The sequence below is a fragment of the Providencia sp. PROV040 genome, assembly GCF_032706145.1.
Taxonomy (GTDB): Bacteria; Pseudomonadota; Gammaproteobacteria; order Enterobacterales; family Enterobacteriaceae; genus Providencia; species Providencia hangzhouensis.
The window spans coordinates 2742070-2762521 of the sequence record NZ_CP120530.1 but is presented as its reverse complement, the minus strand read 5'-3'; the positions used below and the strand labels follow the sequence as shown (position 1 = coordinate 2762521).

Sequence of the window (20452 nt, the reverse complement as noted above, 5' to 3'; positions counted from 1 at the left end):
GGCATGTCTTGCTTGAACATGCCTGCTACTAATCAACTACGTACTACTTTTTAATCGAAAACTCTTCTTCTAGAAATTTTTCAGTTTCTGTTAAGTCTTCACTTGGAACTGCAACCTCATTCATCCAAGCTTTTAATAAGCTATATGAAACGGCTAATACAACAGGGCCAATAAACAAACCAATCATGCCAAATGATAAAATTCCACCAATAACACCAACAAGGATCAGAACCATTGGTAAGTCAGCCCCCATTTTAATGAGCCATGGGCGAAGAACGCCATCCATAGTGGCAACAACGGCGGCCCATATAGCAAGAATAATTCCCCATGTCGTATCACCTGTCCAAAATAGCCAAATGACGGATGGCACCATGATGAGTAGAGGCCCCAATTGCGCCACACAGCATATAAACAACAAGACAGTTAAGATGGCCGCATAACCAATACCCGACAAGGCAAGTCCAATTCCTCCGACGATGGCTTGAATTAGCGCGGTGACGACGACACCAAGGGCAACAGCTCGAATAGATTGTGCCGCTAACACGACGGCAGCATCCCCACGGATCCCTGCGAGACGGACCGCAAAGTGACGGATGCTAACCATGACAGATTCGCCTTTAAGGTAGAGCAAGCCACTAAATAGCAGCATTAGCATCAAGTGAAAAACAAATCTTCCTGCGCTAATGGCCTGTGTAGCAAACCAGCCAGCAGCTTGGCCAAAGTAGGGTTGAATTTTGGCAAGTAAAGCATTACCCCCACTGGCAACTAAGCTATGCCATGCATAGTAAATTTTTTCACCTACCATCGGGATAGTATTTAGCCATTCTAAATCAGGCAGCGTTAGGCTTGATGGTGATTTAGCTAAATCAATAAGTGGTGTGCTATTTTCAATGATACTGCCAATTAGAATACCCAATGGAATAACGAACAGCAGTAATATAAGAAGAACCATCACCAATGTAGCTAACCAGCGCTTATGCCATAAGCGAGCTTCCAGTCTTAATAATAGTGGCCAAGTAGCAATTACCATCATTCCAGCCCATACAAAGCCAAGAATAAATGGATTAAGTACCCAAAAGCAGGCTGCTATCATTAAAACGATGGATAATAGGCCGAAAATAAGTTTGGGAAGATCCAAGCGTTTTTGCGATTTTTCCATTAATGACTGGTCCTTTACAAATGAAAATTCTGTGTCTGTGGCAAATTTTTAGGTGAAAATAACGTAATTTTTTTTCACGGTTAAAAAAAACAATATTGTGATATGGTTCATAATGACAATGTCATCAGCGGCTGTGCTGTCTTTACAGGCTGTGAAGGTAACCCATCATAGACCTAAGACACTATTGTGCAACTTAAAATAAAGATAGTACATAACGAGTAATGCGAACACTAAACAACAAGAGTCATCGTTAATAATGATCCCGCGTATATCAGAAGCTCCTCATCTTAGTCATCTAGTTATTGAGTTCTTGCATGAGCTACAAGAACAGGGTTTTACTGGGGATAACGGCACCAGCTATGCTGAGCGTTTATCCATGGCAACAGATAATAGTATTTACCAACTATTACCCCAAGCGGTTGTATTTCCGCGTTCGAGTGCAGATGTACAAATTATCACTCGGCTTGCGGGGCAAGCGAAATTTCGTGAGCTCAGCTTTACACCTCGGGGTGGTGGGACGGGAACTAATGGGCAATCCTTAACTGAAGGGATTGTTGTGGATATGTCCCGTTATATGAATAGGATTTTAGAAATAAACCCAGAGCAAGGTTGGGTTAAAGTTGAGGCTGGGGTCATCAAAGACCAATTAAATCAATACCTCAAACCTTACGGTTATTTTTTTTCGCCGGAGCTATCTACCAGCAACCGAGCAACATTAGGTGGAATGATCAACACTGACGCATCTGGTCAAGGCTCATTAGTATATGGTAAAACCTCTGATCACGTGTTAGGCGTTAAAGCCATGGTGTTAGGTGGAGAATGCCTAGATACACGTGCTATGCCTATCGAACTCGCCCAAACGATTGCGTCAGAAGATTCAACAGTGGGGCGTATATATAAAACAGTATTAGAACGCTGTTTAGAGCAACGTCCATTAATTGAAGAAAAATTTCCCAAGTTAAATCGTTTCCTGACAGGGTATGATTTACGTCATGTATTTAATGATGAACTAACAGAATTTGACCTTACCCGTATCTTGACTGGGTCTGAAGGGTCTTTAGCCTTTATTACCGAGGCGACGCTTGATATCACACCTTTGCCAAAAGTACGCCGCTTAGTAAACGTCAAATATGACTCTTTTGAGTCCGCATTGCGTAATGCACCTTTTATGGTTGATGCAAAAGCCTTGTCTGTTGAAACAGTTGACTCGAAAGTATTGAATTTAGCGCGTGAAGATATTGTTTGGCACTCAGTTAAAGCATTGATTACTGACATTCCAAATAAGGAAATGTTGGGGCTGAATATTGTTGAGTTTAGTGGTGATGATGAAGCGGAAATTAACCAATTAACTGAAAGCCTTTGTCAGCGGCTTGATGAGTTAATGGCGAATAACCAAGCCGGCGTGATTGGTTATCAAACCTGTCATGACCTTGAAGATATTACGCGCATTTATAACATGCGTAAAAAAGCAGTTGGGCTGTTAGGGAACAGCAAGGGGGCTGCAAAGCCAATTCCGTTTGTTGAGGATACTTGTGTTCCTCCTGAGCATCTTGCTGATTATATAGTGGAATTCCGTGCATTATTAGACAGTCACAACTTGAATTATGGCATGTTTGGTCACGTGGACGCAGGGGTATTACATGTCCGTCCTGCGCTTGATATGTGTGATCCGCAGCAAGAAGTATTGATGAAACAAATTTCTGATGAAATTGTGGCATTAACCGCTAAATACGGTGGGCTTTTGTGGGGGGAACATGGGAAAGGTTTCCGTGCGCAATATAGTCCTGAATTTTTTGGCGATGTATTATACGGTGAGCTTCGGAATATTAAAGCGGCATTTGACCCCGATAACCGTTTGAATCCAGGTAAAATTTGCCCACCTGCGGGGTTGGATGCACCGATGAAGCAGGTTGATGACATCAAGCGAGGAACGTATGACCGGCAAATTCCAGTCCAAATGCGCCAAGAGTTCCGTGGTGCTATGGAGTGTAATGGCAATGGGCTGTGTTTCAATTTTGATGTAAAGAGCCCAATGTGCCCATCGATGAAGGTGAGTGGTCAACGAGTCCATTCTCCGAAAGGCCGTGCAACACTTGTTCGTGAATGGTTAAGGTTGCTAGCGGAACAAGGCGTTACACCAGAACACCTTGAAAAAGGAATTACGCACAACCAGCCTTCATTAAGAGGCTTAATCGAGAAAACCCGTAATACTTGGCGTGCGAAGCAAGGGGATTATGATTTTTCTCATGAAGTGAAAGCTTCAATGGCTGGGTGCCTCGCCTGTAAAGCCTGCTCAACACAATGCCCGATTAAAATTGATGTGCCATCATTTAGAGCTAAATTTTTAGCATTGTATCATGGGCGTTATTTGCGACCTATTCGGGACCATATTGTTGCAAACGTCGAAGCGAGTGCACCAATACTTTCCAAGGTACCTAGCGTATTTAATTTCTTTTTACGTCAACCGGTGGTGCAAAAACTGAGCCAACACACCATTGGTATGGTGGATTTACCGTTATTTTCTCAACCCACATTAAAACAAGAACTTTCAGGCCATGCCGCGGTTTCTGTTACGCTTGAACAACTTGAAAGTATGGCGGATTCACAGCGTGAAAAATATGTGCTGGTGGTTCAAGACCCTTTCACTAGCTATTACGATGCCAAAGTGGTGGCAGATTTTGTCCGCTTAATTGAAAAGTTAGGTCTTAAACCTGTATTGTTACCGTTTTCACCGAATGGAAAAGCGCAACACATCAAAGGTTTTTTAGCGAAATTTGCTAAAACAGCTCGCAAGACAGCGGACTTTTTAAATCGAGTGGCAAAATTACAGTTACCAATGGTCGGTGTTGACCCTGCACTGGTACTTTGTTATCGCGATGAATACCATGAAATTTTAGGTAAAGAACAGTGCCAATTTACGGTGATGTTGGCGCATGAGTGGTTAATGACATTGCCTGAACCACACAATGTGCAAGTGGCTTCGACACAACCATGGTATTTTTTCGGTCATTGTACGGAATCAACGGCTTTACCTAATAGTGCGAATCAATGGGCAGCGTTATTTGCTCGCTTTGGGCAAACATTAAATAATGTTAGTGTTGGCTGTTGTGGCATGGCAGGGACTTATGGGCACGAAGTGGCCAATCTTCAAAATTCAAAAGGAATTTATGATTTATCGTGGAAAGGCGCGATGTCTTCTTTGCCAAAAGATCGCTGTTTAAGTTCAGGTTATTCTTGCCGTAGCCAAGTTAAGCGAATGGAAAATGTATCGATAAAACATCCGATTCAAGCACTGTTGGAGATAGTTTAATGATTTGGAAACGTCAATTTAATTTGCAACAACTCACTGAAATGTCAAAAACCTGCATGTTAGGGCATCTTGGCATTGAAATCACGGCAATTGGAGATGATTATTTAGAGGGAATAATGCCTGTCGATCATCGTACCAAACAGCCTTTTGGGTTATTGCATGGCGGTGCTTCTGTTGTGTTAGCCGAATCCTTGGGTTCAATTGCGGGTTATATGTGCTCGGAAGGGGAACAAAAGGTGGTCGGGTTGGAAATCAATGCAAATCATGTTCGTGCTGCTCGCTCAGGGGTTGTAAAAGGTATTTGTAAGCCTATTCATTTAGGACGTCGCCAGCAAGTGTGGAATATTGAAATTTTCAATGAACAAGGCAAATTGTGTTGTACTTCTCGCCTGACAACTGCGGTATTATTTGAATAATAACCATTCTATATATAGGGTTTTTTGGCTAATTAAATGCCAGAACACCCTATAAAACCCTTATTCTTGTATGGTTATATGGCCATTCTTTCTATAAATTCATTTTTTATCAAGTTAATTAAGTTGTATAATAAATGCATCTTTATTAATTTGTGTCATTTAAGTGTATTATTTAGTACAAATTTGAATAAAAAACACAACTCTACTTATTCATTATTTATCAATGGGTTAATCTTATTTTACTAGGGGGTTGCTTGTTTTTTAACCTGATAGTGAGCAAGAAAAGAGCTAAAATAGCTATAACCTCTTAAAACAAATGGTTGAAGTCAATTAGCTAATCATTACCATAGGGTAGGCAGAGTTAATCTCCTGATAACAGGCTGAAAAGCCATAAGAAATGTGGGGTCAATATGACTGACGGTGTAGAGACATTTTCATTTGATGAAAACAATTGGCAGGGAGTTAGCCTGACACAAAGCGCTGCAAAACAAATCAAAAAATTGATGGTGCAAAACCCAAACACTAAAGGGCTTTCACTTGGCGTAAAACAGTCCGGCTGCGCGGGTTTTGGTTATGTATTTGAAATGATCGAAAACCCAACAGAGCAACACCTGTTATTTGAACTCGATGGCGCACATCTTTATGTGCCAAAAGAAGCAATGCCATTTATTGATGGCACAGTCGTTGATTTTGTCCAAGAAGGGCTGAATCAAATTTTCAAATTCAATAACCCGAAAGCCCAACATGCCTGTGGGTGTGGTGAAAGCTTCGGCGTTTAACATGTGAAGTCAGATTATGTCACAGAGCAATGTAGAAGTTGGCGATGATGTTCAAAGCTGGCTTGATGACCAGCGTTATAAAGAAGGCTTCTTTACCGAAGTCGCGACTGATGAAATGGCGAAAGGCATCAACGAAGATGTGATCCGCGCAATTTCAGCAAAACGTAATGAGCCTGAGTGGATGCTCCAATTCCGTCTTGATGCCTTTAATCACTGGAAAGGCATGGAAGAACCTCATTGGCTTAAAGCGAATTACCCAAATCTCGATTATCAAGACTATAGCTATTATTCTGCGCCATCTTGTGGCTCATGTGATGATACCTGTGGTTCGCAATCTGGTGCAACCCAAGGCACAGGTGTAGCGGAAACCAATAATTATTTAACGGCTGAAGTTGAAGAAGCTTTTAACCAATTGGGTGTTCCTGTACGTGAAGGGAAGGCTGTTGCGGTTGACGCCATTTTTGACTCGGTCTCGGTATCTACAACTTACCGTGATGACTTAGCCAAACATGGGGTTATTTTTTGTTCGTTCAGTGAGGCTATTCAAGAGTACCCTGAACTGGTGCAGAAATATCTCGGGTCAGTCGTTTCGAGCCATGATAACTTTTTTGCGGCATTAAATGCGGCGGTAGCTTCAGATGGTACGTTTGTGTATGTACCAAAAGGCGTACATTGCCCAATGGAGCTATCAACTTATTTTAGGATCAACGCAGCCAAAACAGGCCAGTTTGAGCGTACGATTTTAATTGCCGATGAAGGTAGCTATGTCAGTTATATCGAAGGGTGTTCTGCGCCTGTTCGTGATAGCTATCAGCTCCATGCGGCGGTTGTTGAAGTGATTATTCATAAAGATGCCGAAGTTAAATATTCGACTGTCCAAAACTGGTTCTCCGGTGGAGATAGCGAAGCCGGTGGGATCCTGAACTTTGTGACTAAGCGTGCATTGTGTGAAGGTGAAAATTCAAAAATGTCATGGACGCAGTCAGAAACTGGCTCTGCCATCACATGGAAATACCCAAGCGTTATCCTTAAAGGGGATAACTCTGTCGGTGAGTTTTTCTCTGTTGCATTAACAAATGGTAATCAGCAAGCAGATACCGGAACGAAAATGATCCATATCGGGAAAAACACCCGTTCAACGATTATTTCTAAGGGTATTTCAGCAGGTAAGAGCCAAAACAGTTATCGCGGTTTAGTGAAAATTTTACCAAGTGCACATAATGCTCGTAACTTTACCCAATGTGACTCTATGTTAATTGGTACACAGTGCGGTGCACATACTTTCCCGTATGTGGAAGTTAAAAATAATACGGCACAGCTCGAACATGAAGCGACAACCTCACGTATTGGAGAAGACCAGTTATTTTACTGTTTACAACGTGGTATCAGCGAAGACGATGCGATATCAATGATTGTAAATGGTTTCTGTAAAGATGTGTTCTCGGAGCTTCCATTAGAATTTGCCGTAGAAGCACAAAAATTACTGGCAATCAGCTTAGAGCACAGCGTTGGCTGATTCTAATCGAGTTTATTTGCGCTAAAGCGCTAAAGGCATGTAAATATGTTAAGTGTTAAAGATTTACACGTGAGTGTAGAAGGTAATGAGATTTTAAAAGGGTTATCTCTGGAAGTAAAACCAGGGGAAGTTCACGCCATCATGGGCCCAAATGGCTCTGGTAAAAGTACATTATCAGCCACACTTGCTGGCCGCGAAGAGTATGAAATTGATAGCGGTGAAGTGACGTTTAAAGGTAAAAACCTGTTTGAATTAGATCCAGAAGAGCGTGCAGGGGAAGGCGTTTTCCTCGCATTCCAATACCCTGTTGAAATTCCAGGGGTCAGTAACCAATTTTTCTTACAAACCGCCGTTAATGCGGTCAGAGAATATCGCCAGCAAGAAGCATTAGATCGTTTTGATTTCCAAGATTTTATTGAAGATAAAATCAAATTATTAGAAATGCCAGAAGATTTACTTGCTCGTTCTGTTAACGTGGGTTTTTCCGGTGGTGAGAAAAAACGTAACGATATCCTGCAGATGGCAGCTCTAGAGCCTCAATTGTGTATTCTTGATGAAACTGACTCCGGTTTAGATATTGATGCGCTGAAAATTGTGGCTAACGGTGTGAATTCATTACGTTCGCCTGAACGTTCATTTATTATCGTAACCCACTATCAACGTATTTTGGATTATGTAAAGCCTGACTTTGTCCACGTGTTATATCAAGGGAAAATCATCAAATCAGGTGATTTCAGTTTAGCGAAAAAACTGGAGGAGCAGGGTTATGGCTGGCTTATTGACCAACAGTGAAAGAGCACAAAAACGTGCTGAAGTTGCAAAGCTCAATGAGCAAGCAATGTCACGTTTTTCTGAATTGTTTGAGCAACGACACGGTGTGAATTCTCAACATGCTAAAACGCATTGGGAAATGGCAAAACAAGTTGGCTTGCCTGCGTTTCGCCATGAAGATTGGCACTATACACCATTAAATACGGTACTTGAGGCTCAATATCGTTTTAGTGATAGCGATGTTGAAGCAAAAGACTGTGAAGCATTGGCTCTGCCGATTGACGCCTATCGCCTTGTTTTAATTGATGGGCGCTATAGTTCAGCACTAAGCTCCATTGATATGGGGCCATTCCAAGTGTCTTTGCTTGATAACCAAGACTTGCTTCCTTCGCCTGTAAATAGCGAGATTTTCTTGCATTTAACAGAAAGCTTGGCGGTACAACCGTTAGTTGTTCATCTTGCTGCAAATAAAATAGCAGAGAAACCATTGTATCTGCTGAATATTTCAACGGGTAGCAGCGATAAACAGGCTACGAATATTAGCCAGTATCGCTACCATTTAACGTTAGATGCGAACAGCAAAGCTCAAGTGATTGAGCATTATGTCAGTTTGAATGACCAAATGCACATGACGGGCAGCCGTTTAACGGTTGAAGTCGGTGATAATGCAGATTTTAGTCACTTTAAGTTAAATATTGAAAATGGTCAGGCTCAGCATTTTGCTCACAATGATATTGTTATTGGGCGTGATAGTCGGGTGAAAAGTACGAGCTTTTTACTTGGCGCATTATTAACGCGAAACCATACCAGTGCTCGCCTTGATGGTGAAAATACAGAATTTGAACTTAACAGTTTATTGCTGCCTAAAGGCAATGAAATTGCAGATACTCGTACGTATTTGGAGCACAATAAGGGTTACTGTAATAGCCGCCAACTACATAAAGTCATTGCGATGGATAGCAGTAAAGCTGTCTTTAATGGCATGATTAAAGTAGCGCCGAATGCATTAAAAACAGATGGTCAGATGACTAACAATACGTTGTTGTTAGGTGAAAAAGCTGAAATTGATACTAAACCTCAGCTTGAGATTTATGCGGACGACGTAAAGTGTGGTCACGGTGCAACGGTCGGCCGTATTGATGACGAACAACTGTTTTATCTGCGTTCAAGAGGCATTGAGGGTAAAGCAGCAAAACATATGATTATCATCGCATTTGCTGCAGAACTTACAGAATCTATTGAATCGGAAGAGTTAAAACACGCTGTGATGGCAAACATCCGCCAGCGCTTAGCGGAGGTTTAATCCCCATGCTATTCAATGTCGCTTCAGTCAGGCAGGATTTCCCTGCCTTATCTCAGTCTGTCAATAATCATCCATTAGTCTATTTGGATAGTGCAGCAAGTGCACAAAAGCCTTTGCAAGTCATTGAAAAAGAAAGTGAGTTTACGCTGCATCAATATGCCGCGGTTCACCGCGGTATACATACTCTCAGCGCAAATGCTACAACAATGATGGAAGAGGTTCGTCAAAAAGCGGCCGCTTTCATTCACGCAGCTTCAAATGAAGAAATTGTGTTTGTTAAAGGCACAACGGAAGGTATTAACCTGGTAGCAAATAGTTTTGGTCGAAAGTATTTCCATGAAGGGGACAATATTGTCATCACTGAAATGGAACATCATGCGAATATTGTACCTTGGTATATGTTAGCTGAAGAAATTGGTTTTGAAATCCGAGTTATCCCAATTTCTGATGATGGTAGGCTACAGTTAGAGGTATTAAATGATGTCATTGATTCACGTACGCGATTATTGAGCTTTACACATATCTCTAATGTATTGGGAACAGTTAATCCCGTACAGGAGATAATCAAGCAAGCACGAGCAATTGCTGCCTCAAAAGGCGGTGAAATCACGGTATTGGTCGATGGTGCGCAAGGTGCAATGCATCAGCAGGTTGATGTACAAGCTTTAGACTGTGATTTCTATGTGTTTTCAGGTCACAAGCTATATGGCCCGACGGGTATTGGTATCCTTTATGGTAAAAAAGCTATTTTGGATATGATGCCACCATGGGAAGGTGGTGGGGCGATGATCCGCCAAGTCAGCCTGACCAAAGGGATCACTTTTGCTGACGCACCTTGGCGCTTTGAAGCGGGAACACCGAATGTAAGCGCAATTATTGGTTTAGGGGCGGCATTTGATTATTTAAATGCACTAAATTTATCTGATGTATTTGCTCATGAAGCTGAAGTGATGGCTTATGCTTCTAAGAAATTGCAAGAAATACCTTCAGTTATATTATATGGCAATGACCAACGGGAAGGTGTTCTGGCTTTCAATTTAGGCAAGCACCATGCTTATGATGTTGGGTCTTTCCTTGACAGGTATGGCATTGCAATCCGTACTGGGCATCATTGTGCTTTACCATTAATGGAACATTACCAAGTTCCCGCTATGTGCCGCGCTTCTGTAGGGATATACACCACTAAAGAAGAAATCGATTCTTTATGCAATGCGTTACAGCGCATCAAAAAATTGTTAGGCTAAGCACATAAGAAACAGATGGTAAAGGAACTGAGCATGCCCGCATTACCCGATGAAAGTAAGTTATTACGTAATTTCTCTCGCTGTCAGGACTGGGAGGAGCGTTACCTCTATATGATAGAGCTAGGGGGGCGTTTACCTGAACTCTCTGAGGTACAAAGAAGCGATAATAATTTAATCGCTGGATGCCAAAGCCAAGTGTGGATTGATATGCAAAAACAAGCGGACGGTACAATTACGTTTGCAGGTGATAGCGATGCAGCCATCGTTAAAGGGCTAGTTGCAATTGTTATTATTCTTTTTCAAGGTAAAACAGCGCAACAAATATTAGCACTCGATGTGAAGTCATTTTTTGAACAATTAGCATTAGAGCAGCATTTAACACCTTCACGTACTCAAGGTTTGAATGCGATGATCCGCACAATTTTATCGCGAGCGGCACAATTAGTATAATCTTACCGAGGGAGCGTTATGCTCCCTCTCTTATATTTTACTTCTTGGGTATTATTCTTTATCCGAGCAATTCATTAAAGTCATCGTATTTAGTTATCATAAAAAGACTACTTCCATATTAATACTTAATAAAAATATTTATTTAGTATTAAAGATATGAGAGATAGTTGCTATTATGAACAATAATCATTGAATTATTGTAAGAACATTATTTTCCTTGGAGTAGGTATGAAAAGAGTTTTGACGGTGGCAAGTTTGTTTGTCATGAGCGCCTTATTGGCTCCAGCTCAAGCAAAAGAATATCCATTACCTGACAGTAACACTCGACTTATCGGGGAAAATTACACGTATATCGTACCCAATGACGGGCGTCCACTGGAAGCCATTGCCAGTGAGCACCAAATTGGGCTACTAGGCATGCTTGAAGCAAACCCTGGAACGGACCCGTATCTTCCTGAAGCTGGAAAAGAGCTTATCATTCCAGCACAAATGTTGTTACCGTCAACGCCAAGAACCGGAATTGTGATTAACTTAGCAGAGCTGCGTTTATATTATTATCCGGCGAACAGCGAAGAAGTGATTGTTTACCCTATAGGTATTGGCCAATTAGGTCGTGATACACCTGAAATGGTAACTTCAGTAAGCCAATCAATTAAAGACCCAACATGGACGCCAACGGCGAACATCCGTAAAAATTATGCTAAAGAAGGTATAACGCTTCCTGCAGTCGTTCCAGCAGGTCCTGAAAACCCAATGGGTTTGTATGCATTACGACTAGCATATGGGCGTGGTGAATATCTGATCCACGGTACTAATGCAGATTTTGGTATTGGTATGCGGGTGAGCTCCGGTTGTATTCGTTTACGTCCTGATGATATTGAAGCGTTATTCAAGACAGTACCAAAAGGAACTCGTGTCCAAGTTATTGATCAGCCTGTAAAATACTCCAAAGAAACTGATGGCAGTTATTACATTGAGGTGCATCAGCCATTATCTCGGACAAATAATGATGACCCACAAACAATGCCAATCAAACTGACTGACGATTTCAAGCGTTTTCTGGAAAATGAAGGGGTTGATAAGGCTTTAGTAGAAAAAGAGCTAGCAAGGCGTTCTGGGATGCCTGTGCGTGTGAATAATGATCAGGGTAATAGTTCTTCAGACTCTGAAACGCAGCACGAAGGGTTAGTGCCTATTGAACCTTTTACTATTTCACAGCCACAGCCTATCTATGACCATAAAGTCAGCGCAGTGCTTCCTACTAAATATCGCTCTTCCTCTGTAGTTGAATAACTACTCCAAATAATAAGGGCCTATTTTCATAGGCCCTCATAAATACTATTAGCTTCAAAGAAGCGCCGTTTCAACTAGACAACGACCAAATCTAACTTATTTTTTGTAAGTACGAACTTGGTTGTCTAAACGTTGGTTAGCACGTGCTGCTTCTTCTTGAGCTGTCTGTACGTCAGAACGCAGAGACTGAACGTCGTTGCTCAGTTGATCAACTTTACCATTCAGAGTTTGTACGTCTGAAGAGAGTTTTTGCACTTCAGTGCTGTTAGAACAACCCGCTAGTAATGCTGAAGCTAATACGATAGAGCCCAGTACAATTTTAGTACGAATCATTATTTTACCCTCTAGATTGATTTATCTTGAAAATATAAAAAGCAAGTCACCAAACAATAGAGCTAAGACTGTTATTTACAGCTTGCTATATCCCTTTAAAACAACCTAATGAAAATTAGGGTATGGCACTTACTATGTCTTATGCTAGTACTAAATATAAAGTTTTGCTAGAAATACTTTATATTTAGTACTAGGAAAAAGAAGAAAAATTTAAATTAAGATCAATGAAGGTTGTTATTTGACCAATTTGAGTGCGTTTTATGATATTACGCTTAAATAGCAATAAGATATTTACTAGAGAAAATGAAATAAATGAATAGTTACATCAGGGCAGCACTATATGTTAAATTTAAATTAAAAAGCCGATAGATGAAGTGATCTTGAAGTGATCTCTATCGGCCTTTTAAAAGACAAATAAAATTTAATTACAGCACGTGAACTGAAGAGGTATTGGTTGTACCGCTTTGTACTAACGCACCGGAAACCATCACAACAGCATCACCAGGAACCGCTAATCCACTTTCTAGAGCTGCGCGTTTACCTTCACGATAAAAGTCATCTGTAGATGTAAATCCACCAACTATCATTGGGATCACACCTTTTACTAACAATAACTGACGTGCAGTTTCTTCATTAGTCGTTAACGCGAGGATTGGTGCAGTAGGGAAATATTTACGAACAGACTTAGCAGACTTACCGCCGTAGGTTGCTACAACGATTAGTGGAACATCTAATTTTTCAGACATTTCCACTGCACCACGACATACAGCCTCAGTGACACGTAGGCGTTGGCTTGGTTTTTGATTATCGATACGAGTTTGCATGATGCGGTCAGTACGCTCACAGATAGTCGCCATAATAGTTACGGCTTCTACAGGGTATTTACCTTTCGCACTTTCACCTGAAAGCATAACTGCATCAGTACCATCCAAAATAGCATTGGCTACGTCACCCGCTTCTGCACGAGTAGGACGTGGGTTTTTGATCATTGAATCTAACATTTGTGTAGCAGTAATCACGACTTTACGCGCAGCAACACATTTTTCAATCATCATTTTTTGGGCGAAAATAACTTCTTCAACCGGGATTTCGACCCCTAAGTCACCGCGAGCAACCATGATGCCGTCAGAGGCTTCTAAAATCTCATCAAAATTATTCAAACCTTCTTGGTTTTCAATTTTAGAAATGATTTGGATGTTCTCACCACCATGTTTTTTCAGGTGAGCTCGAATTTCTTCGACATCTGAGCGTTTACGAATAAATGAAGCAGCAACAAAATCAACACCTTGTTGGCAACCAAAAACTAAATCTTCTTTATCTTTTTCTGCTAATGCAGGTAAGCCAATAGAAACGCCTGGCAGGTTAACCCCTTTTTTCTCTCCGAGGTCACCGTTATTTAAAACTTCACAAACGACTTCAGTTGCAGTGACATTAGTCACTTTCATGCCAATTAAGCCATCATCAACTAATACGGTATTGCCAACTTTTAAATCTGAAGTTAAGCCTGCGTAGGTCACGGCAACTTTATCTTTATTGCCTACAACAGAGGTATCGGTAGTAAATGTAAAAGTTTGACCCGCAACGAGTGAAACATCGTTACCACCTTCCAATTTCATGGTGCGAATTTCAGGGCCTTTGGTATCTAGCAGAATAGCTGCTTGTTTGCCGGTTTTGGCACAAACAGAACGAAGGTTTTTGATTCGTTGACCATGTTCTTCATAGTCACCGTGAGAAAAGTTGAGGCGCATGACATTCATGCCAGCATCAAGAAGTTGAGTCAGTTTTTCTTCTGATTCGGTTTTTGGACCGATAGTACAAACAATTTTGGTTTTTTTCATGGCAGTCTATCTAATGTTATAAAGGAAATCGGTATTGTCGCCGATGCTTAGTACATTTTATAAATCGTACGCATGGTAAATTTTGTTGCGCAACTCATTTATAAGAATAGGCGACAGTCTGGTGTTTAATGCATTATTACACTTAAATTTGTCACATTTTGTTTCTTATTATAGTGTAGATGACAAATTCAATTAAAGCTAACGTATTGATTTACTACTGGTGAAACCTTTCAGCCAGCGTGAGTATTATAGACAACAAAAAACTGTGAGACAAATCAAATTTTACTAAATTGAGAGAAGAGACCATTCAGATCAAAAATTCATTTAAAATTAAGGAAGTTAATTTGTTGCGCAACAAATTAAGGGAATAATAATAGACAATCAAGAGAAATTTTAGGTAGCAGGGAGATAAATAAAATGGTGCGTCCGAGTAGACTCGAACTACCGACCCCCACCATGTCAAGGTGGTGCTCTAACCAACTGAGCTACGGACGCACTGGAAAATTTGATTGTGTTAATTTGAAATGGTGCGTCCGAGTAGACTCGAACTACCGACCCCCACCATGTCAAGGTGGTGCTCTAACCAACTGAGCTACGGACGCGCTGAAAATTAACATTGTGTTCACTAGAAATGGTGCGTCCGAGTAGACTCGAACTACCGACCCCCACCATGTCAAGGTGGTGCTCTAACCAACTGAGCTACGGACGCATCTAAAAGATATCTAGGTGACAACGGGGATGAATATTAACGTTATGAAGTTCATCTGGCAAGGGGAAAATGTATTTTCGCGATAGTTTGTTCGTATTTAAAACTATCTGGTGCGAAATACATCTTCTCCCATAATAAAAAGCTTAAAAAACCGTCAATTAGCGAGCTGAGCGAAGTAAAACAACATCTTCTGTCTGCTTATGGATCCATATAATTCGTGTAGCCATTCCTATTGCAGCAGCACTTAAACCAATAATGAAGCCAATCCAGAAGCCTTTAGGCCCCATAGCCGGTGCGATGAAATCAGTTAACGCTAAAATATAACCAGAAGGCAAGCCAAGTAACCAATATGCGGTGAAGGTAATAAAGAAAATGGAACGCGTATCTTTATAACCACGTAAAATTCCGGCACCTATAACTTGCACAGAATCTGACAGCTGATAAATAGCGGCGTATAACATTAAGCTGCTTGCTAAAACAACGACCTCTGGGTTTTTGTTATACATCATTGCAATCGGCTCACGGAAAACGGCGGTGAGAACTGCAGTAAAACAAGCGACCATTAAGCCAACAGTAATACCAGTATAAGATGAAACTTTAGCAGCTTCAGTCGATTTCTGTCCTAAGTTATAACCTACGCGAATGGTTGCTGCTATTCCTAATGATAATGGGAACATAAACATCACAGAACTGAAATTCAACGCAACTTGGTGACCAGCTACTGCAACAACCCCTAATGGGGCGACTAGCAGTGCAACGACAGCAAATAAAGTGACTTCAAAGAAAAGTGCCAGACCAATAGGCGTACCTAACACGATAATTCGCTTTAAGATTAATGGATTTGGCGATGTGAAAGAGAGTGTAGGGCGAATATCACGCTGCGCAGTAGCACGTTTCACATACCATCTCATCATCAGACACATAGCCCAATACACTGATGCAGTGGCGACACCACAACCCACACCACCTAAAGCAGGTGCACCAAAGTGACCATAAATAAAGATATAGTTAATAGGAATATTAATCATTAGGCCAAGAAAACCAATCACCATCCCCGGCTTGGTTTTTGAAAGCCCTTCACATTGGCTACGATATACTTGGTAAAATAAGTAGCCTGGTGCTCCCCACATAATGGCATGTAAAAAACGGACAGATTTATCTGCCAATTCTTTATCAATATGGGGCATATTGCTAATAATAAGCTGACTGTTATAAAGAAGGCACATAATGCCTAAGGCTAAAAGTAGCGCTAACCATAGACCTTGTTGAATTTGGTCGCCTATTAGGTTGCGACGGCCTGACCCATTCATTTGTGCAACGATTGGGGTTAATGCCATCAAAATTCCTTGGCCAAAAAGAATAGCTGGCAGCCAGATGGAAAACCCAACTGCAACTGCGGACATCTCAATTTCACTAACACTTCCAGCCATAACCGTATCCACAAACCCCATTGCAGTTTGTGAAAATTGAGCTAAAACGATAGGAATACCAAGTGCCAACAAGCTACGCGCTTCTGTAAAATATTTCTGCACGCATACACCTTTGTAATAAAAGCAAGTAAGAGAAAAAACTAGAAAAATAAATGAGTTACTAAAAACACATCGATTGCTAAAAACCGCTTATTCTATCCCGTTTCTAAATGGATTCCAATAATGATATGGTAACAAACTATAAAAGAGCATTTTAGAACCTAATATATTGCTACATACTAGGTTTATTATCGTTTTGTTTATCACTCAAATAGGATAGATCTCTAACAATTCTGATGTAAACTGAGCCTATTAATCCACTACACTGAGAATCATTATGTTTACAGGCATTGTTCAAGCGACTGCTCCTATTGTTGAAATTACAGAAAGGGCCAACTTTCGAACTCATGTAATGAAATTTACCCCAGAATTACTTATAGGTTTAGAAACAGGGGCTTCCGTTGCACATAATGGTTGTTGTTTGACGGTAACAAAGATTGATGGTGAAAGAGTTAGTTTTGATCTAATTAAAGAAACCCTGAGATTAACTAACTTGGGGGAATTACAAGAAGGTGATGTTGTTAATATCGAACGGGCTGCAAAATATGGTGACGAAATCGGTGGCCATGTTGTTTCAGGTCATATTATGACAACAGCTGAAATTAGTAAGATCTTCACATCTGAAGATAACCACCAGATTTGGTTATCAATTCGTGATAAATCTTTGATGAAATATATTTTGCATAAAGGCTTTGTCGCGATTGACGGTATCAGTTTAACGGTCGGAGATGTAATCAACAATCGGTTCTGCGTACATCTCATCCCTGAAACATTAGAGAGAACAACATTAGGTAAAAAACGGTTGGGTGATAAAATAAATATTGAGATAGACCCTCAAACTCAGGCTATTGTTGATACCGTTGAGCGTGTTTTAAATCAAAAAGAACAAGAAAAATTACTACAGCAAGCAGAAGAGATGGCGGACATAGCGAAAACAGAGTAAACAGACGTAAAAGGTGATAACCGCGTTATTTACTTTAAAGAAAAATAGCAGAAGAAACAGCCAAGTAGGCTATAGCTATAATGATTTATGCTATAGCCTAAATAAAATATGGTTAGTCTTTGTTTATTGAATGTCTGTCATGAAGTTCTATTAAATAATGAAAATTAACATTATCAAAAAATATGACTAGTTCCGGTTTTCAATATTAATAGATCATTTTTCACTGAAGTTGACAGAGAAGCTGGCGTTATCACGTTCAATTGCTTCAACTAATCGCCTGAAATGCGGACTATTTTTATGCATCTCTAATGCTTGAGTGTCTTCCCATTCCTCAAAAACAATATAACCATTTTCTTTAGCCATAAGATCATATTGAATGCATCCTTTCTCTCGGCGGCTCAGTTTTGCTAAGTCGCGAACGATTTCTTTCGTTAAATACCCATCTGTCCTTTCTGTTGTAATTTGGGCATACACAACAATACTCATTCCGTTCTCCTTATGTATTAAGAACTATCTTAATGGGTACTTAGTTTTTGTATTGTAAAAAAGCGAATAACTCGATTTTAAAAATGCCGACGGCGTCATAGTAAAGTATCTTTTAAAATCACGGTAAAAGTGGGATTGATCATAATACCCTGTTTCAAACCAACGGTAGGTGTCTTGTTCTACTACCATACTTTTTAAAACATGTTCTAAGCGGCAATTGATCTGGTACCTTTTTGGTGTAATGCCGTATTCTTTCAAAAACTCTTTTTGAATGACTCGGACGTGTAATCCTGTCTCTTCAGCAATTTCTGTGATTTTTTTTGTTGGATTTCGATACAGTAATTCTAAAACTTCATCAATGAAGTGAGGCTTTTTCTTAGCTTTAGTCCTATTAAAGCAATCTAACAACTCTTTAAATGAAGAATTAGCTAAAGCTTCAAACCAGCGGTCTTTCCATATCTCATTTAGTGCGATTGGGGTGTCAGTATAGTTTAATGTTCTTTGAGGCAGTAGAAAACGTAAGGCATCATGACGAATACGTAATACCATGACTTTTGAATGATTAGGGCTAGCAGTAAATGTATTAACCCTAGGAATAATCAGCTGGTAAGGGTCTGTTATTGAATCGTTATCAGTTGTCATGCGAAATGCATCTGATGAAACCCAGATTTCAGCACCTGTTCCAGGGAAAATTTTAATTGCTTCTGTAAACTCTTTGATTATCAAAATAGAACTAACAAAGGATTTTAATTCATCTGGTGGATAGTACTGTTTTAACATCATTCTTGAGCACTCATTATTTAATGTCGCAATGATAACGTTTTTTAACAAGAAAATTAACCATGAAATATCTATATCTTAGTAGATGACAAAATTAAAACTTTAATTTTTAGTGAAATCCGCTTTGAATTAAGAAAATTGATGAGAAAGGTAAGGTTTTACCAGCCAAGAATAATCGGCTATTGGTTATATAGCAAAATACTGAACATATATTACCGTATGGTCACTAGTGCTATACACTGAAGGAAATTTTTATGAATTTGCTAAAATAAAAATCATGCCGATAAGATTCGGCATGATTGAGTCGGTAAGCTATACTTTATGAATTCGTTTGGCAATCAACCTGCTTAATAGTTTGGTTATTTTTGCTTGCACAGCGTTGCATAAAATAGCCAATGGCCATTGGAATGATCGTTACTGCCATCACCCCAGTTGTTGCTAACAATGGGTCGAAAGTAAGAGCAGAAACAAGTAGACTGGCTAAAAAACATAAACCTAGTTGTAAGGCATTTTGTAATGCGGCAGCTTTACCACTGGCGCTAGGAAATGCATTTAGTGCTTTGGATACTGCAATTGGGTAAGAGGCTCCGTTCATAGCTGCCATAAAGCAGAATGGGATCAAGATCATAGTTAATGATGGTGTGGTATAAATAGCCATGATGAATAAAATAGACATGCTTACTGCATAACCAACAAGTAACAATGGAAATATTGTTTCTGCTCGGACTTTTGCTAATAAAATACGGCAGCCATACCCACCAACAATAAAGGCTAAAGTTTGTGGAATATAACTCAAACCGATATCCGCAGGGTTGAAACCCATATTACGTAAGATAAAAGGCGAGCCGGTTAGCCAAGCGAAAAAACCCGCACTGCATGAAGCGTAAACGAGCACATTACCGCTGAAAACTGGCGAACTGAGTAAGTTTGAGAAAGAAATCTTAGCTTGTGGTTGGCTGTCATCAATTATTGTTTTAACTGAAACATTTTTCAAAAAGAGTGTTGGCAATAAAAGTAATATACCCACAGCCATTAGGATCAGGAAAATTGCTTCCCATGTTTGGTGTTCTAGTACCCATGCTCCTAATAATGGTGCTAAAGCAGGGGATAGCGCAACTAACGGCATAATAGAAGCAAAAACTTTTTGGGTATTTGCTTCATCATAGCGGTCGATAACAAGAGCTTGCCATAAAACTGCAGCGGAGCAGACACCAACAGCCTGTAAAAATCGTAGTGTTAATAACTGTGTTGCGGTTTCCACCCAATAAATAGCTAAGCTACTGATAATGAAAATAGTTAAGCCCACAATGAGCACAGGCTTACGGCCAAGTTTGTCTGACAATGGCCCCCATAACAATTGAGCGAAGGCAAAACCGGCTAAAAATATACTGAGAGAAGCACTGATAGCGCCTTCTGATGTATGCAGGGTGTCTTGCATAGCACCGAATGCAGGTAAATACATATCAATAGCTAAAAACCCCAGCATGCTAAGTCCTGCAAGGTAAACCATAAATCCAGGGGAATTTTTTTTCACAGTATTCGACATAATTATTACTTATCTGATATTTAAAAAAAATGTTAATGATGATGCCA

Annotated in this window: 17 protein-coding genes and 3 tRNA genes; 10 read left to right on the top strand and 10 right to left on the bottom strand. The window is 40.2% G+C overall.

The genetic code is table 11. The features are described 5' to 3' along the window. Positions 1-43: 43 nt before the first annotated feature. Positions 44-1159: an AI-2E family transporter YdiK gene (ydiK, locus tag P3L40_RS12670; protein WP_004263767.1), complete on the bottom strand. Its 1116-nt coding sequence runs from the start codon at positions 1157-1159 to the stop codon at positions 44-46. A gap of 256 nt (positions 1160-1415) precedes the next feature. On the opposite strand from ydiK, the gene P3L40_RS12665 reads away from it, so the two are divergent. The 9 genes from P3L40_RS12665 (at position 1416) to P3L40_RS12625 (ending at position 12241) form a co-directional block, all read left to right on the top strand. Further along, complete coding sequence (locus tag P3L40_RS12665; RefSeq protein WP_004263769.1) at positions 1416-4469, top strand: FAD-binding and (Fe-S)-binding domain-containing protein; 3054 nt, start codon at positions 1416-1418, stop codon at positions 4467-4469. Beyond that, positions 4469-4885: a 1,4-dihydroxy-2-naphthoyl-CoA hydrolase gene (menI, locus tag P3L40_RS12660; RefSeq protein ID WP_004263771.1), complete on the top strand. Its 417-nt coding sequence runs from the start codon at positions 4469-4471 to the stop codon at positions 4883-4885. Before P3L40_RS12665 ends, menI begins: the two co-directional genes overlap by 1 nt. Before the next feature lie 410 nt (positions 4886-5295). Further along, on the top strand, positions 5296-5664 hold the full coding sequence (gene sufA, locus P3L40_RS12655; RefSeq protein WP_004263773.1) for a Fe-S cluster assembly scaffold SufA: 369 nt from the start codon (positions 5296-5298) through the stop codon (positions 5662-5664). Positions 5665-5680: 16 nt separating this feature from the next. After that, positions 5681-7180: a Fe-S cluster assembly protein SufB gene (sufB, locus tag P3L40_RS12650; RefSeq protein WP_004263774.1), complete on the top strand. Its 1500-nt coding sequence runs from the start codon at positions 5681-5683 to the stop codon at positions 7178-7180. A 45-nt stretch (positions 7181-7225) separates the two neighbouring features. Continuing rightward, entirely contained in the window at positions 7226-7972 is a 747-nt protein-coding gene (sufC, locus tag P3L40_RS12645; protein ID WP_196731572.1) for a Fe-S cluster assembly ATPase SufC, read from the top strand. Next, positions 7947-9254 carry a Fe-S cluster assembly protein SufD gene (sufD, locus tag P3L40_RS12640; protein WP_110591616.1) on the top strand — a complete coding sequence of 436 codons (1308 nt, stop codon included), beginning with the start codon at positions 7947-7949 and terminating at the stop codon, positions 9252-9254. Before sufC ends, sufD begins: the two co-directional genes overlap by 26 nt. Before the next feature lie 5 nt (positions 9255-9259). Beyond that, on the top strand, positions 9260-10498 hold the full coding sequence (gene sufS, locus P3L40_RS12635; protein WP_094961760.1) for a cysteine desulfurase SufS: 1239 nt from the start codon (positions 9260-9262) through the stop codon (positions 10496-10498). Positions 10499-10531: 33 nt separating this feature from the next. Next, positions 10532-10948 (top strand): cysteine desulfuration protein SufE, encoded by a 417-nt coding sequence (gene sufE / locus P3L40_RS12630; RefSeq protein ID WP_096863970.1) that lies wholly within the window; start codon positions 10532-10534, stop codon positions 10946-10948. A gap of 228 nt (positions 10949-11176) precedes the next feature. Continuing rightward, positions 11177-12241, top strand: a complete 1065-nt coding sequence (locus P3L40_RS12625) for a L,D-transpeptidase family protein (RefSeq protein ID WP_094961761.1) — start codon at positions 11177-11179, stop codon at positions 12239-12241. A gap of 96 nt (positions 12242-12337) precedes the next feature. Here P3L40_RS12625 and P3L40_RS12620 read toward each other — a convergent pair whose 3' ends face one another. From P3L40_RS12620 to P3L40_RS12595, 6 genes are all read right to left on the bottom strand, one after another. After that, positions 12338-12574 carry a major outer membrane lipoprotein gene (locus P3L40_RS12620; protein WP_004263789.1) on the bottom strand — a complete coding sequence of 79 codons (237 nt, stop codon included), beginning with the start codon at positions 12572-12574 and terminating at the stop codon, positions 12338-12340. Positions 12575-12999: 425 nt separating this feature from the next. Beyond that, positions 13000-14412: a pyruvate kinase PykF gene (gene pykF, locus P3L40_RS12615; protein WP_110591618.1), complete on the bottom strand. Its 1413-nt coding sequence runs from the start codon at positions 14410-14412 to the stop codon at positions 13000-13002. Between the two features lie 418 nt (positions 14413-14830). After that, positions 14831-14907 (bottom strand) — tRNA-Val (locus P3L40_RS12610). A 30-nt stretch (positions 14908-14937) separates the two neighbouring features. Beyond that, positions 14938-15014, bottom strand: a tRNA-Val gene (locus P3L40_RS12605). Positions 15015-15044: 30 nt separating this feature from the next. Continuing rightward, positions 15045-15121, bottom strand: a tRNA-Val gene (locus P3L40_RS12600). A gap of 158 nt (positions 15122-15279) precedes the next feature. Beyond that, positions 15280-16653 (bottom strand): MATE family efflux transporter, encoded by a 1374-nt coding sequence (locus P3L40_RS12595; RefSeq protein WP_094961762.1) that lies wholly within the window; start codon positions 16651-16653, stop codon positions 15280-15282. Positions 16654-16927: 274 nt separating this feature from the next. On the opposite strand from P3L40_RS12595, the gene P3L40_RS12590 reads away from it, so the two are divergent. Next, positions 16928-17593, top strand: a complete 666-nt coding sequence (locus P3L40_RS12590; RefSeq protein ID WP_004263802.1) for a riboflavin synthase — start codon at positions 16928-16930, stop codon at positions 17591-17593. A gap of 213 nt (positions 17594-17806) precedes the next feature. Here P3L40_RS12590 and P3L40_RS12585 read toward each other — a convergent pair whose 3' ends face one another. From P3L40_RS12585 to punC, 3 genes are all read right to left on the bottom strand, one after another. Further along, positions 17807-18079, bottom strand: coding sequence for a putative quinol monooxygenase (locus tag P3L40_RS12585; protein ID WP_004263806.1), 273 nt, complete (start codon positions 18077-18079; stop codon positions 17807-17809). A 24-nt stretch (positions 18080-18103) separates the two neighbouring features. Beyond that, positions 18104-18862 (bottom strand): helix-turn-helix transcriptional regulator, encoded by a 759-nt coding sequence (locus tag P3L40_RS12580; protein ID WP_004263811.1) that lies wholly within the window; start codon positions 18860-18862, stop codon positions 18104-18106. A 316-nt stretch (positions 18863-19178) separates the two neighbouring features. Continuing rightward, complete coding sequence (gene punC / locus P3L40_RS12575) at positions 19179-20405, bottom strand: purine nucleoside transporter PunC (RefSeq protein WP_094961763.1); 1227 nt, start codon at positions 20403-20405, stop codon at positions 19179-19181. Positions 20406-20452: the final 47 nt, after the last annotated feature.